Source organism: Kitasatospora sp. NPDC087315 (assembly GCF_044744345.1).
Classification (GTDB): Bacteria; Actinomycetota; Actinomycetes; order Streptomycetales; family Streptomycetaceae; genus Kitasatospora.
The window spans coordinates 80,612-94,262 of sequence record NZ_JBIUYD010000005.1 but is presented as its reverse complement, the minus strand read 5'-3'; the positions used below and the strand labels follow the sequence as shown (position 1 = coordinate 94,262).

The window sequence follows — 13,651 nt, the reverse complement described above, 5'->3', positions numbered from 1 at the left end:
ACGGCCTGGTGCGGCACTAAGATCTCCGAACCGAGTATCAGAGGGGGCAACGTGGCCATCGACATAGTCGACACCATCAGGCTCGCGAAGACGAACCGACGGAGGGACAAGCGTCTGCTTGACCGCCAGGAGGAGCTCGATCAGCGGGCCGCCGACGAGAACGCCGCCCTGCAGAAGGCACGGCAGGCGCTCTACGACGAGGCCCTCGTTCCCTTCCGCGATGTTTTTCAGCGTCTCAAGCACATCGATCCGATCGAGCTGGCCGCGATCGAGAGGCCAACCGTCGGCGGCGAGGTGAGCATCAACGGTTGGCGGCCGCGCAAGATTGCCGTGCCGACCGCTGTCAAAGCGTTGGCAGGCGGCGTGCTCCTGGTAGCCGTCCCGCTTGCCGTTGGTCACATGGTCCCGGCAGGCGCCTATCGCGTGGTGCGGAACTTCGGCTCCGACTCCAACGGCAGGGCGATAAAGACGCTGTACGGGGCGGCGGCCCGCAGCGCCACGCTCGCACGGTTCGGCCGCGGCTCTATCGTCACGGGCGGCGGCGGGGTGGCGGCCGGAGAGAAGGTGCTGTCCGAACTCGGCAAGACTTCGGCCGACCTCACGCAGAAAGCCATCGTGAAGTGCCAAATCCACATGCTCGGCGACGGTCGGCAGGAGAAGGCACGGGACCTGGAGCGACGCGAGAGGAAGATGCGCGAGAAGCAGGACGCGGCGCCCGCGCTGTACGAGCGCAGCAAGGACATGCAGCGCGTCCTGCAGGACCTCCGGTCCAAGCTGGTGAGACAGCTCCCGTCATTCACCACGCTGGTCGAAACGTGCGACGACTTTGCCCGATACGACTCCTGGCAGCGCGCAGAGGTGGCGGCGATGGTGGAGCTCGACGGCCTCGCCGTCATGGTCATGGATTGCCCGATCATCGACGCAGATGGATGGATGACCGAGGCATCGGGGCGGGTCATCGCCGACGCCGAGGTCCGGCTGCGGGCGATGGAACCCGAGGCGTGAGTTCCGTACTTCGGCTTCGGGACTGGTGAGCTCGTATGTTCAGGTGTCGCCTGTGCGCGGCCGAGTCGGAATGGGGCTCGCGCTGAGCGATCGGCGCGAGCCCGGCGGATGCCGATCGCCAGTGGCTACCGCTGCCTGGCACGGAGGACGTGCGAAGGCGCCCGACCGGGCCCTTGCTCACGCACGCTCAGTCGATCCGCTTCCTCCGCAGTCTCGATCAGCTGAGCGGTGGTCAAGGGGACTGCTGCCGCGAAGATCCGCCCGAGATGGTGGCAGTGCAGCATCGGGCGGAGTTCCTCCGGGTGCGGCTCATCGGCGACCGCGAAGAGATCGGGCAGGGTCCAGCCCAGCGGACCTGCTACGGCAGACAGCTGCTGCCGCCGGTGCGGACTCGGGTCCCAGCGCCACACCATCCCGTGCAGCGTGCTGACGGACAGTCCCATGAACGGCAGTTCGCGGATGCCGAAGCCGCGATTGCGGATCAGCGCGCCGAGCACGGCGGCAAACCTGGTCTCGGCGGGACGGCGGCCCGGCCACGACGGCTGGACGAAGGGTTCTGGAGCGGCGGCGTGGGCCAGCGAGCGGACGAAGACCTCCAGCGCGGCGAGCTGCGAGTGGTCGCAGTAACTGATGCGGTATGCGAACTGCCTCATGACCCTGGCGTCGCGCTCCGGGGGAAGGAGTTCCGTCGGTATCGGGTGGCCTGCGACAACGAAGAGGTCGGCGGCCGGTATGTCGAGTTCGGTGGCAAGTTCGGTGAGTCGCTGCGGGGCGGTGCCACTTCCGCTCGCGGCGAGACTGCTCAGGATGATGGCCCGTTCCATGTGAGGAAGGTAGCGGGTGGGCTGTCCCGTTTTATTTGGTCCTTGCCGATGGCGTGGCCCCTGCACTGGGCAGATGCAACCCGTGGTGCTCAGGAAAAGTCCGGCAGTTGTAGCCTGCGAGCCATGACGCTTGGGACTGGGACGGTGCACGGCTTCTGGGCGCGCAAGTTGCTCGCAGACGCGGGTGTGGATCCGAACGATCTGCGGCTGGACGTGTACGAGCACGTGGACCGTGGAATCGCGCTTGCCATGAGCGGGTTCGACTCCGAGCGTTCCGCGCTGGTCGAGGGCGCGGTCTCAGTCGCCTCGGACATTCTGCGGCGATGGCGTACGCCCCGGCCGGAGTTGGTGGCCGGCCTGGTGCGATGCCTGGAGTCCCGTCATTCCCATGCCAGAGGCGACGCGGCGATGGTGCTGGCGCGGCTCGTTTCGGCGGACTCCACGCAAGACATCACGTCGGCCGTTCCCGCACTGATCCTGGCCGCCAACGATTCCTACGACCGGGTTGCCGGGCCGGCGGCGCTGGCTCTTGCCCGTCTCGATCATCCGGGAGTCCTGGACCCGGTACACCGGTGGTTGGCGTCGAGCAGCCGACTCCCGTTCTTCCAGGTGACTTCACTCGGGCAGGTTCTGCGGCCGCTGGTGAGATGTGCCGACGAGTTGCTCCCCGGGATCCGTCGCATGCTCGTCGGCTCGGCCGACAGCGGGGGACTGCGTCCGGTCCTCACAGCACTGGCCGCGTGGGGCCCCGCCGCGAGCGCGGCGGTTCCAGAGCTGGTGCCGGCACTCGCCACCCGCAACGTGCGATGGGTCTGCGACGTGCTCGGCAGTATCGGCGCGGCGGCGGCGCCCGCGGCGAACACCCTCGACAGCTTCGTCCGCGGCGTCAGGCAGCCACCGCGCCACGACGGCAGCACCCTGGTGCCGAACGGCATACGGAGATGGCACGGCGCCCAGAACGCGGCGTGGGCCCATTGGCGGATCACCGGTGAATCAAAGGTCTTCCTGGCTTTCCTGGAGGACGCGGCATCCCGGGGCTTGGGGTACGCCGACCTCGGCCGGTTGGCGGAGTTGGGGCCGCAGGCGACGCGATGCGCGACCGCGGTCCGGCCATTGCTGGAGTCACCCGGCCCGTGGACCCGTGTCCAGGCCGCCTACGCCTGGTGGCGGATCGCCGGCGACACGGACGCCGCTGTCCCGGTACTGCTGGCGGCCCTGGAACCTCTGAAGTCGGGTGATGCCGACGAGCCCTGCCGCGCGGCGGTCCGGTACATCGCCCAGATCGGTGCCCCGGCCTTCGCCGCGGCGCCTCTGCTCGAAGCGACGCTGTCGTCCGACCGGTGCTTCCCAGCGGACGTCTACCCTGCGGCACGCGCGGCGCTGGTGGCCTTCGGCGGCAGTCTTCAATAAGCCAGCGTTTGTTGAAGACTGCCGGCAGGCCCCCGAGAGGACCCCAGGGCCTTCAAAAACCCGGGTGGTTCAACAACCCCCGACCACTGTTTTCTGACAGGATTCCGGGCGTGGGCACGCCACTTGAGGATGCCCGGTTCGAACTCCTGGTCGCTGGCCCGCCGTCCGCACCGAGATCCGCATCGGATACGCATGGGTGTCCACCGGCGGACAGAAGCTCGACCGCCGGCTCGACGCCCTCAACGTGGCCGACCGCCGCCGGATCTTCGCCGACAAGAAGTCGGGGAAGAGAACGACCTGCGGCCCGAGCTGAAGGCGTGCCACGCCCTCCTCGCCCCGGGCGACACCCTGGTGGTGCCCGCCCTCGACCGCTACGGCCGCTCCCTGCAGGACCTGATCACCATGGTCGGCGAACTGCGCAAGCGGGAGATCGGCTTCACCTCGCTGCACGAGCGGCTCGACACCACCACCCCCGGCGGCCGGCTGGTGTTCCACGCCTTCGCCGCCCGCGCCCACGGCAAGGTCGGCCGGGCCCGGGACCGGTCAGGCCGGGCGGGCGGCGCGCGGGCGCAGGAAGACCGCGATGAGGACCGCCGCCACGACCGTCACCGCGACGTCCACCCCGATCGCCAGGTGGAGTCCGTCGAGGACGGCCACCGGGTCCTGGGAGCTTCCGGTGCGGGCGACGGCGACGGCGCTGATCACCGGGATGCCGAGGGCGAAGGCGACCTGCTGGGTCATCGTGGTCAGACCGGTGGCCAGGCCCTGCTCGTGGTCCGGCAGCCCCGAGGTGGCCGTGACGGTGTAGGCGACGATGCCGTAGACGTGCCCGAAGAAGCCGATCGCGCTGCTGGCGATGACCAGGACGATGCCCGTGCGGTCGGTGCCGAGCAGGAGCAGGACGGCGTTGGACGCGCCTTGGACGACCAGCCCGGCGACCAGGCTGTTGCGGGCGCCGACCCGGCCGAGCAGACGCGGGCCGAGCACGCCGGCGAGCGCGGCGGTGACGCCCGGGACGCCGAAGACCAGGCCGGTGACGAGCGCGGAGTAGCCCAGGACGGTCTGCAGATAGATGGTCAGCAGGAAGACGATCGCCGTCTCCATGGCGAACACCACCAGCCCGCCCAGGTTGCCCCAGCCGACCGTGCGCTTGGTGAGCACCCGCAGCGAGGCGAGCGGCTCGGCGGCGCGGTTCTCGACGAGCGTGAAGACGACCAGCAGGACGGCGCCCACGGCCAGGCCGGTGAGGGCGGCGCTGTCGCCCCAGCCCGCGTGCCCGGCCCGGGTGATGCCGTAGACGAGGAAGAGCAGCCCGCCGGTGACGGTGACGGCGCCGGGGATGTCCAGCCGGCCGGTGGCGCGGTCGCGGTCGGCGGGGATCAGCGCCGGGGCCGCGACCAGCAGCACCACCGCGACCGGGGCGTTCACCAGGAAGGCCCAGCGCCAGGAGAGCAGGTCCGTCAGCACGCCGCCGAACAGGGCGCCCACCGCGAACCCGGCGGACATCAGCGCGCCGTTGAGGCCCAGCGCGCGCCGCCGCAGCGGGCCCTCGGGGAAGGACGTGGTCAGCAGCGAGAGGGCGGCGGGGGTCGCGATGGCGGTGGCCAGGCCCTGGAGCACCCGGCCGGTGAGCAGCACGGCGGAGTTCCCGGCCAGACCGCCCACCAGCGAGCCGGCCGCCAGCAGGGCGAGGCCGGTGACGAAGAGCCGGCGGCGGCCGAGCAGGTCGGCGACGCGGCCGAACAGCAGGGTGAACCCGGCGGCCGGGAGGGCGAAGGCGGTGGCGACCCACTGGAGGGCGCCGAGCGAGAGGCCGACCCCCCGGCCGATGTCGGGCAGGGCGACGTTCAGGATGGAGAAGTCCACGGCGAGCATGAACTGGGCGCCCAGCAGCAGCGCCAGGATCAGGCGCCGGCGGGTGGGCAGCCGGTCCGGTGCGGACGGCTCCGCCGGGGTCGAGGAGGGGGCGGCGGTCTTGGAGGGGGCGGGCACGGGCTGCCTTTCGTCGCAGTCGTCGCAGTCGTCGCGGGGGGTGTCGATGGCGTCGTCGCCGGTATCGCGTTCGTCGCCGCGGCGGCCCGGGCCGGACCACCGCACGGAGCAGTCTCGAAGACCGCGACCGGGTTACCCAGACCTCGATATTTGGTACTACTGGCCGGGACAGGCTAAGAACCAGCCGGTCGAGGACACTGGACACCATGGATTCCCAGACCGCCCAGACCGAACTCGGTGAATTCCTCCGCTCCCGGCGCGCCCGGCTGCAACCGCAGGACGCGGGGCTGGTCGCCTACGGCACGCGGCGGCGGGTGCCGGGGCTGCGCCGGGAGGAGCTGGCGCAGCTCGCGGGGGTGAGCATCCAGTACTACACGCGGCTGGAGCAGGGGCAGAGCCGGAGCGCCTCCGAGGCCGTCCTGGAGGCGCTCGCCGACGCGCTGCGGCTGGACGAGGCCGAACGCGCGCACCTGCACGTGCTGGCGCGGCCGTCCGGGGCGGCGCGCCGCCGTTCCGCGCCGGAGCGGCTGGGCCCGGGCCTGCGGCAGTTGCTGGACGCGATACCGGACGTGCCGGCGCTCGTCCTGGGGCGGCGCACCGATGTGCTCGCGTGGAACCGGCTCGGGCACGCGCTGTTCGCCGGGCATCTGGACCAGGCCGCCCCGGACCGGCCCGCCGACCGGCCGAACCTCGCCGCGATGGTGTTCCTCGACCCGCACACGCGGGAGCTGTTCGTGGACTGGGCGGACAAGACCCGGGAGGCGGTGGCGCATCTGCGGGTCGCCGCCGCGCGCTACCCCGACGACCCCAAACTGACCTCGCTGCTGGGTGAACTCGCCGTCCGCAGCCCGGAGTTCTCCATTCTGTGGGCGGCCCATCAGGTGCGTGAGTGCCCGTATCTGGAGCGCGAGTACCACCATCCGCTGGTGGGCCGGATGACGCTCTCGCAGCAGCCGTTGCAGCTGCCGAACGCCCCGCAGCAGCGGGTGATGGTCTACACGGCGGAGCCCGGTTCCCCGTCGGAGGCGGCGCTGCGGCTGCTGGCCTCGCTGGCGGGCGGGGCGGGCGGGGCGGGCGGGGCGGCCGGGGCGGGCGCGGGGGCCGGGGCGGCTACGGCGCGCCCTTCGGTGCCCGACCGGCGCGCTTAAGGCCTGGCACGGTCGGGACCACCCAATAGATCACCCGTTCGAGTGGTTTGGGTCGGGCCGCCGACCAGGGCGGGCCCCCGGCAGACGTGTTGTCAGTGTGTCCCGTTACGTTCCTCCCATCACTGACCAGCTGGGAGGAGAGCGGACGTGGCATGGGTGGAAGCGGGATCGGGCGGCTATCAAGTCGCGCTCGACGCGGAGGGCAGGGTGGTGTGCCGCAACGCGGCCGGCCGCCAGTTGAAGTCGGTCCCGTCGAAGCTCGGTGACGACCCGGTGGTGACCGGCCTCAAGCAGCTCACCGAGTGGCTGGCCGCGCACCGGCGGCGCTGTCTGGAGGACGTCGAGCGCTGGATGGTGCGCTCGCTGCCCGTCCCCGCCGCCGTGATCACGGCCGTCTGGGCCGACGAGGCCTGGCAGGACGTGCTGCGCGACCTGGTGGTCACCGGCCCGGACGGCGCGGTCGCCGGCTTCCTGCGCGGCGCCGACGCCGAGCGCGGCCTCGGCCTGGTCGACCTGGACGGGGACACCGTGCGCCTCACCGACGGCGAGATCCGGATACCCCACCCCGTCCTCCTGGAGGACCTGGCCGAGCTGCGCGAGTTCGCCGTCGAACTCGGCGTCTCCCAGCAGGTCCAGCAGCTCTACCGGGAGGTCTGGCACCGCCCGGCCGCGCCCGGCACCGGGGCCACCGAGGTCACCGACTACGCCGGCGGCCGCTACAAGGAGCTGCGCGAGCTGCTCGGCCGCTGCACCCGGCTCGGCTACCGGGTGCGCGGCGGCCACGCCGTGCTGCCCGTCGTCGAGGCGGGCGTCGCCCTGGAGGCCCGGGTCTGGGTCGGCGACTACTACGAGTACGACGAGTGCGAGACCGGAGCACTCAGCTGGACGGGCCCGGACGGCAAGGTGCTGGCGCTCGCGGAGGTCGGACCGGTCGCCTGGTCCGAGGGAATGCGGATGGCCGCCGCACTGCACGCCGGCCGCACGGTCGAAGGGGAGGAAGCCGCATGAGCACCACCGGACCGAACGAGAAGCTGCTGGACGCCGGAGCGGTGCTCCCGGCCGGCACCCTGCCCGGCGCCGGGCAGCCCGACAGCGTCGCGGACGTGCTCACCGCCCGCGCCTACACCCACCCGGTGCTCGGCGAGCGCCGGATCGTCCGGCTGGTGCCCGGCGCGCTCGGCCCGGCCGAGGACCTCGCGGTGGACTTCCTCGGGCTCAAGCCCACCGGGGAGCCCGCCGAGGTCGGCCAGGTCCGCCAGGAGGCACTCGGCTTCCCCGCCTGGGCACTGGTCCACGACCCGGCCAACGGCCACCACGCACTCGCCCTGGTCAAGGAGATGGAGCGGCTCGCCCGGCAGGCCAAGTCCAAGCCGGGCAACGCCAAGGACGGCTTCGAGGCGCTCGCCGTGCGCCTCGGCCGCACCGTGCCGCACTTCCTGCCCACCTACTGCGAGGAGGTCGGCCGGATCTTCCTCGCACAGGGCAACCAGACCTACGCCGGCACCTTCTTCGGCAAGGCCCGCGAGGCCGAGCGCACCCACGGCCTGGCGATCGACGAGGAGCGGCTGCGCGCCGTCTTCCTGGAGTTCGCGCTGGCCGGCGCGCTCACCGTCAAGGCGCTGCGCCAGTACGTCAAGGAGCTGAGCGTCCGGCTCGACCCGCTGACCGCCTGGCAGCGCTTCCGCCAGCTCTGCGCCGAGCGCTCGGCGGCCGGCATGGCACCCTATGCCGGGGTGGCCGAGGACGCCCGCGCCCTGATCCGCGCGGCCGGGCTCGACCGCGCCGAGCACGAGCAGGCGCTGCTCGCCGAGCTGCTCGCCTCACCCGCCGTCAACCGGGCGCCGGGCGCGTTCTGGAAGTCCTGGCACAGCGTCGTCGTCGAGCTCGGCCGGCGCGACGAGACCGTCCGCGCCCGCCTGCTGGAGCTCCTGCCCGACCCGGAGGGCTCCTCGGACCGGACCACCCAGGACGCCGCCTGGCTCGCCGTCCTCGCCGAGAGCGGCGCCGAGCAACTGCTCACCGGGCCCCGGGCGGAGGAGGCCGCACCCGCCGCCTGGCTCCAGCGCTGGTGCGGCCACCTCGGCCGCAGCTGGCGCACCAGCGGTTCCAGCGCCGCCACGGTGGCCCTCGCCGGGCGGATGGCCGAGCGACTGCGCGCCGACGACGTCCCGGTGGACCTCTTCACCGGCATCCGGAACAGCAGCACCCTGCTCGACCTGCTCGACCTGCTGCTCGCCGAGGGAGTCCCGGTCGCCGACCCGGCCGACGACCACACCTTCGACCTCACCGACTGGGTCGGCGACGCCGGCCCCGACAGCGCCACCCTCGCCGCCGTCGCCGCCGACCCCCGGTTCCGGCCCGCCCTGCGCGCCGCCGTCCCCCGGGCCTGGGACGCCGCCGTCCGCAAGGGCCTGCCCGCACTCCCGGTGCTGCGCGAGCTGTTCGTCGAATGGTCCGACGAGCGCGCCGACACACTCCTCGCCGCCCGTGGCCTGGCCGGCGCCGCCGACCTCCTGCAGCAGCTGATCCTCAGCCGCACCGCCATCCGCCAGGAGAACCCGGCCGCCGCCGAACGGATCGCCGGCCTCGACGCCACCGGTCTGCTCGCCCGCGCCCTGCGCACCGGCATCCTCGACGAACTCGGCTGGCCCGCCCTGGAGGAGGCGCTCGGCCGGCTCGGCCTCCCGCAGCGCGAGGCGCCCGGCTCACCCGTCGACACGACGTTCCGCAAGGGCCTGATCATCGAGGAGGCGTGGCCCGCCCTGATCCTGGCCCGCAAGGACCAGGTCCTGGTGGTCGGCCCGCAGGGCATCCTGCTGGAACACACCCTGCGCATCCCCGACAAGCTGGAGCGCTGGCAGGAGCCCCGGCTTCGCTACGCCGACGGCGAGCTCCTGGTCGCCTGGTACCGCGAGGGCAAGCAGCACGCCTACTGGTCCGGCCGACCCACCGAGATCTTCGCGCTCGGCGGCGAGACCATCGTCCGCTACTACGGCAGCGGCGACACCCCCGGCGTCCCCTCGCTCGCGCTGCCCGGCGGCGGCCGGACGTCCGGCGAGCGCCCGCTGCACGCCGGGGACACCCGGGTACCCGCCGAGCACCGGGTGATCGGTGACGGCACCGGCCACTGGACGCTGCGCTCCGGCCGGAACGGATCCGCCTTCACCGAGTTCGACCCGGCCACCGGCACCCTCGGCCGCGCCGCCGAGCCGCCCCGGATCGCCGCCACCGCGGCCGCCGGCCGGCTCCAGCCCGGCTTCACCCGGCTGCTGCCGCTCCAGCCCGGCCTGGAGGCCACCCCGCTCGGCACCGACGGCACGGTGCTCGGCAGCTGGGCCCGCGTCGACGGGGCCCGGGTCACCACCGTCACCGCCGACGGGCAGACCCTCGTCCTGACCGGGCAGGGCAAGCACGCCCAGCGCTACCCGGTCGGCCGGCTCGGCCTCCCCGGCGCGGCCCACCCGATGATCACCGAGAGCCGCGGCGGCATCCTCGCCCTCGTCCTGCCCGACGCGGACGGGGCAGGGGACGCCGGTAGCGACCGCACCGCCGAGGTCAGCGCCTGCCGGGCCGGCGACCTGCACGCCGCCGGCACCGCCCTCGTCCCCCCGGTCGACCACTGGCACGCCCTGCGGCCCCGCGACGAGGACGGCTCCCGCGTCCTGCGCGCCGTCACCGCCGAACAGGCCGCCCGGCTGATCGACGCCGCCTGGCCGACGGACACCGAGCCCGTGGCCGAGGAGGAGCAGCGCTGGCTCACCGTCCAGGGCGTGCGGCGCCTGCTCGCCAACGGCAAGGCCCGCAACCGGGTACCCGTTCAGGCCGTCGGTGACGCCCTGCCCGGCATCGGCCACCCGCTGCTGCTGGCCGGCGTCGCCGGGCTCGCCCGGTTCGCCGCCAACCTGCTCGACCAGGCCGCCCGGTTCGTCCCGCAGCCCGAGGCCGAGGCCCGCCCCAAGGCCGGCACCGCCCGGCCGGGCACGGCCTACCGGCCCGAGCACGGCAGCGACCACGACCTGCGTGAAGCCGTCGGCATCCTGCTGCCCCACCTCGGCGGCCTCGGCCACTCCTGGGACGGCGGCGAGCAGTGGCGGGTCCTCAACAACCTGCGCACCGTCACCGCCGTCCTGGCCGACCCGCCGGCCGCCGGCCCCGAGGGCTGGTCCGACCCGCTGAAGGTGACACTGCACGGCGACGAAGACCACCACGGCTGGCTCCACCTGCTCGGCCGGCTCGACACCCTCGCGTTCGCCGCGGCCGCCCCGCTCACCGGGTCGGCGGAGCGGTCCACGCTCGCCCTGCTGCTCGGCGAGCTCACCGCGGGCCCGCTCGCCGACCGCGGCGCCACCCTGCGCGAGATCACCCTCACCGAGCCGCTCCACGACCACGCCCACCAGCTCACCCACGGGGACCAGCAGCACCACCGGCGCGCCGGGCAGGTGCTGCGGCACGGCGACCGCACCGTGATCATCCTCGGCTGCCGCCACCACCGCGACGGCCGGGTGTACTGGCTCGCCGTCGACCACGACCCGAGCGGCGCCTTCGGCCCGGTCGCCCACTTCACCACCGCCGAGGAGCGCACCACCGAGGAGACCCTCACCGCCGACTGGACGGCCGAGTTCACCGCGCTGCTCGCCCTGCACGGCGGCTTCGCCCGGGAGGCCGCCCCCGCCGCCGCGTTCGGTGAACTCACCGGCATCGGCAGCACCCGCGCCACGCTGCTGCTCAGCCCCACCGACACCCTGTTCCGGTGGTACGGCAACGCACTGCCCGCCGACCGGCTCAAGGAGTACGGACTCAAGTCCACCGAGGCCAAGGCCGCCCGCGACTGGCTGCGCGACCGCGACCACGAGGCCCTGGCCGCCGTCTGGGCCGCCCTGCTGCCCGCCGACCCGAAGACCCTCTGGACCGAGGGCCCCGATGTCACCGCCGGTGCCGAGCAGTGGACGCAGCGGTTCGGACGGCTCGTCACCCTCCCCGAGGACGCCCAGGCCACCGTCAGCGGTGTCGGTATCCAGCAGATCGAGGCGATGCTCAACCCCGACCGGACGGCCTGGCTCAGCGGCACCACCGGATTCCGGCTGGCCGCAGGCAAGGACGACGGCACCCAGCAACTCCTCGCCGACGACCAGGCAGCGGCGCCGACCAAACACGACCTGCGCGGCGCCGTCGCCGCCCTGCGCTGGCTCGCCTACCACCTCCCGTACGACAGCCCGCTGCGCTCGCTGCTGCCCCGGGCCGCCGAGGCCCTGCGCGCGCGCCTCGCCGACCCGCACCTGCTGCTGGACAACGAGCTCGAGTACACCGTCAAGGGCGAGCGGCTGACCCCGGTGCTGCGCACCAGGTACGGTCTGCCGGCCGAGGGCGGCGCGGACGCCGACGGGCTGGTCCGCTGCGGCGAGGCCCTGGTTCTCGCCCCCGGCTACGGGGGCAAGGAACGGGCCTGGCTGCGCCCCGCCGGGCTCACCGGTGCCGACGACCCGCTGCTCGAACTGCTCGACGGGCTCTCCTACCCGCACGTGTTCAGCGCTCAGCGGCTCGCTCTGGAAGCCGTCCTGAGCGGCGAGCTGGAGCGGCTGGTGGCGGCCCCGGAGCCCCAGGAGTCACCGGAGTCCCAGGCCTCCCCGGCGGAGACCGGCTGGGCGCAGAACCCGCAGTTCAGCGTCCCCGGCCTGGTCGCCGAGGTGGTCGCCGCGCACGGCCTCGGCGAGGACGCCGCCGTGCTCTACCTCCAGTTGCTCGCCCTGCCCGACCCGACCGACCGCAACGTCGCCCGCTGGACGGGCTGGAAGCCCGCCCGGCTGAAGAAGGCCCGTGCCGAACTCGCCGCCACCAGCCTGGTGCTGGAGGCCAAGCGGGCCCGGGCCGGCCGCAGCCTGTTCCTGCCCGGCGGCTGGCAGGAGGCCAAGTCCCCCGGCCTGCCCGCCGAGACCTGGAAGGCCGGCCTGTACGAACTGCCCACCCACCACGCCGTCCTGCCGTACCTGCCGGTTCCCGAGCTGTTCGCCCGGGCCTGGCAGCGGATCGGCACGGGGGACGTCCCCGGCTACGAAGAGCTCCAGACCAGCAAGCGCAGGAAGGCCGCCCGCCGATGAGTACCACCGTGACCGACCCCGTCGCCGGCTCCCCGGCCGTCCCCGGGGCCGCCCCCGCCGCCCGGCAGATCGTTCCGCCGGAGGAGAAGTACGCGGCCGAACTGGAGTTCCTGGCCGCCCACGACGCCGGCCCGCGCCCGCCCGGCTGGCGGCTCACCCCGCGCGCCGTGGTCACCTTCGTGATGGGCAGCGACGGCCAGAAGCTCAAGGCCGGACGGAAGAGCCTGGCCATCGAGCAGAAGTTCGTCGGCGAGCGGGCACTCGTCGAGCGCTGTGTCGTCACCCTCGCCGGCGAGCGCGGCCTGCTGCTCGTCGGCGAGCCCGGCACCGCCAAGTCGATGCTCTCCGAGCTGCTCGCCGCCGCGGTCTGCGGCACCAGCGCGCTCACCGTCCAGGGCACCGCCGGTACCACCGAGGACCAGCTCAAGTACGGCTGGAACTACGCCCTGCTGCTCGCCAAGGGCCCCAGCCGGGACGCCCTGGTGCCCTCCCCGGTGCTCACCGCGATGACCACCGGAGCCGTCGCCCGGGTCGAGGAGGTCACCCGCTGCCTGCCCGAGGTGCAGGACGCCCTGGTCTCCCTGCTCTCCGAGCGCCGGATCGCCGTCCCCGAGCTGGCCGGCACCCCGGACGGGCAGCTGCACGCCGCGGCCGGCTTCACCCTGATCGCCACCGCCAACCTGCGCGACAAGGGCGTCAGCGAGATGTCCGCCGCCCTCAAGCGCCGGTTCAACTTCGAGACGGTCGGCCCGATCGGCAGCCTCGCGGCCGAGGTCGAGCTGGTCCGCCGCCAGTCCACCGCCGCCGTCGCCCGGGCCGGCGCCGCCTACGCGGTGGACGACGCGGTCCTGGAGGCACTCGTCACCGCCTTCCGGGACCTGCGCACCGGCCGCTCCACCGAGGGCTGGGACGTCGAACGCCCGTCCACCGTGATGAGCACCGCCGAGGCCGTCTCGGTGGCCACCGCCCTCGGCGTCGGCGCCGCCTACCTCCCCGACACCGGGGACGTGCTCGGCCGGCTGCCCGGCCAGCTGATCGGCGTCGTCCGCAAGGACGACCCGGCCGACGCGGCCCGCCTGCTCGGCTACTGGGACGGCCCGGTCCGCCGCAGGGCCGAGCAGGGCGCCGCCACCTGGCGCACCCTCTGGGACCTGCGCTCGGCACTGGAGGCGTGAGG

At 73.5% G+C, this 13,651-nt stretch carries 8 protein-coding genes and 1 pseudogene; 7 read left to right on the top strand and 2 right to left on the bottom strand.

The genetic code is table 11. The features are described from left to right. Positions 1-51: 51 nt before the first annotated feature. Positions 52-1,005, top strand: a complete 954-nt coding sequence (locus tag ACIO5D_RS09150; RefSeq protein WP_400794470.1) for a hypothetical protein — start codon at positions 52-54, stop codon at positions 1,003-1,005. 125 nt (positions 1,006-1,130) lie between these two features. On the opposite strand, the gene ACIO5D_RS09145 is transcribed toward ACIO5D_RS09150, so the two are convergent. Beyond that, complete coding sequence (locus ACIO5D_RS09145) at positions 1,131-1,829, bottom strand: hypothetical protein (protein ID WP_400794468.1); 699 nt, start codon at positions 1,827-1,829, stop codon at positions 1,131-1,133. 123 nt (positions 1,830-1,952) lie between these two features. Between ACIO5D_RS09145 and ACIO5D_RS09140 the strand changes: the two genes are divergently transcribed. Both ACIO5D_RS09140 and ACIO5D_RS09135 read left to right on the top strand, forming a co-directional pair. Then, positions 1,953-3,239: a hypothetical protein gene (locus ACIO5D_RS09140; protein ID WP_400794466.1), complete on the top strand. Its 1,287-nt coding sequence runs from the start codon at positions 1,953-1,955 to the stop codon at positions 3,237-3,239. A 297-nt stretch (positions 3,240-3,536) separates the two neighbouring features. Then, positions 3,537-3,734 (top strand): annotated as a pseudogene (locus ACIO5D_RS09135) (recombinase family protein); the annotation flags it as partial. A gap of 48 nt (positions 3,735-3,782) precedes the next feature. On the opposite strand, the gene ACIO5D_RS09130 reads toward ACIO5D_RS09135, so the two are convergent. Further along, positions 3,783-5,231, bottom strand: coding sequence for an MFS transporter (locus ACIO5D_RS09130; protein ID WP_363604610.1), 1,449 nt, complete (start codon positions 5,229-5,231; stop codon positions 3,783-3,785). A 206-nt stretch (positions 5,232-5,437) separates the two neighbouring features. Between ACIO5D_RS09130 and ACIO5D_RS09125 the strand changes: the two genes are divergently transcribed. From ACIO5D_RS09125 to ACIO5D_RS09110, 4 genes are all read left to right on the top strand, one after another. Then, a complete protein-coding gene (locus ACIO5D_RS09125; protein ID WP_400794464.1) occupies positions 5,438-6,379 on the top strand; it encodes a helix-turn-helix transcriptional regulator in 942 nt (313 codons plus the stop codon). 147 nt (positions 6,380-6,526) lie between these two features. Continuing rightward, positions 6,527-7,387 (top strand): DUF4132 domain-containing protein, encoded by an 861-nt coding sequence (locus tag ACIO5D_RS09120; protein WP_363604512.1) that lies wholly within the window; start codon positions 6,527-6,529, stop codon positions 7,385-7,387. Further along, positions 7,384-12,474: a hypothetical protein gene (locus ACIO5D_RS09115; protein WP_400794462.1), complete on the top strand. Its 5,091-nt coding sequence runs from the start codon at positions 7,384-7,386 to the stop codon at positions 12,472-12,474. The genes ACIO5D_RS09120 and ACIO5D_RS09115 overlap by 4 nt, the downstream gene beginning before the upstream one ends. After that, entirely contained in the window at positions 12,471-13,649 is a 1,179-nt protein-coding gene (locus ACIO5D_RS09110) for an AAA family ATPase (protein WP_363604515.1), read from the top strand. Before ACIO5D_RS09115 ends, ACIO5D_RS09110 begins: the two co-directional genes overlap by 4 nt. The last annotated feature ends 2 nt before the right edge of the window (positions 13,650-13,651 follow it).

Bases quoted from the DNA above. Each gene is read 5' to 3' on its own strand.
- ACIO5D_RS09110 (WP_363604515.1), top strand. From the start codon at position 12,471: ATGAGTACCACCGTGACCGACCCCGTCGCCGGCTCCCCGGCCGTCCCC.
- ACIO5D_RS09115 (WP_400794462.1), top strand. From the start codon at position 7,384: ATGAGCACCACCGGACCGAACGAGAAGCTGCTGGACGCCGGAGCGGTG.
- ACIO5D_RS09145 (WP_400794468.1), bottom strand. From the start codon at position 1,829: ATGGAACGGGCCATCATCCTGAGCAGTCTCGCCGCGAGCGGAAGTGGC.
- ACIO5D_RS09125 (WP_400794464.1), top strand. From the start codon at position 5,438: ATGGATTCCCAGACCGCCCAGACCGAACTCGGTGAATTCCTCCGCTCC.
- ACIO5D_RS09140 (WP_400794466.1), top strand. From the start codon at position 1,953: ATGACGCTTGGGACTGGGACGGTGCACGGCTTCTGGGCGCGCAAGTTG.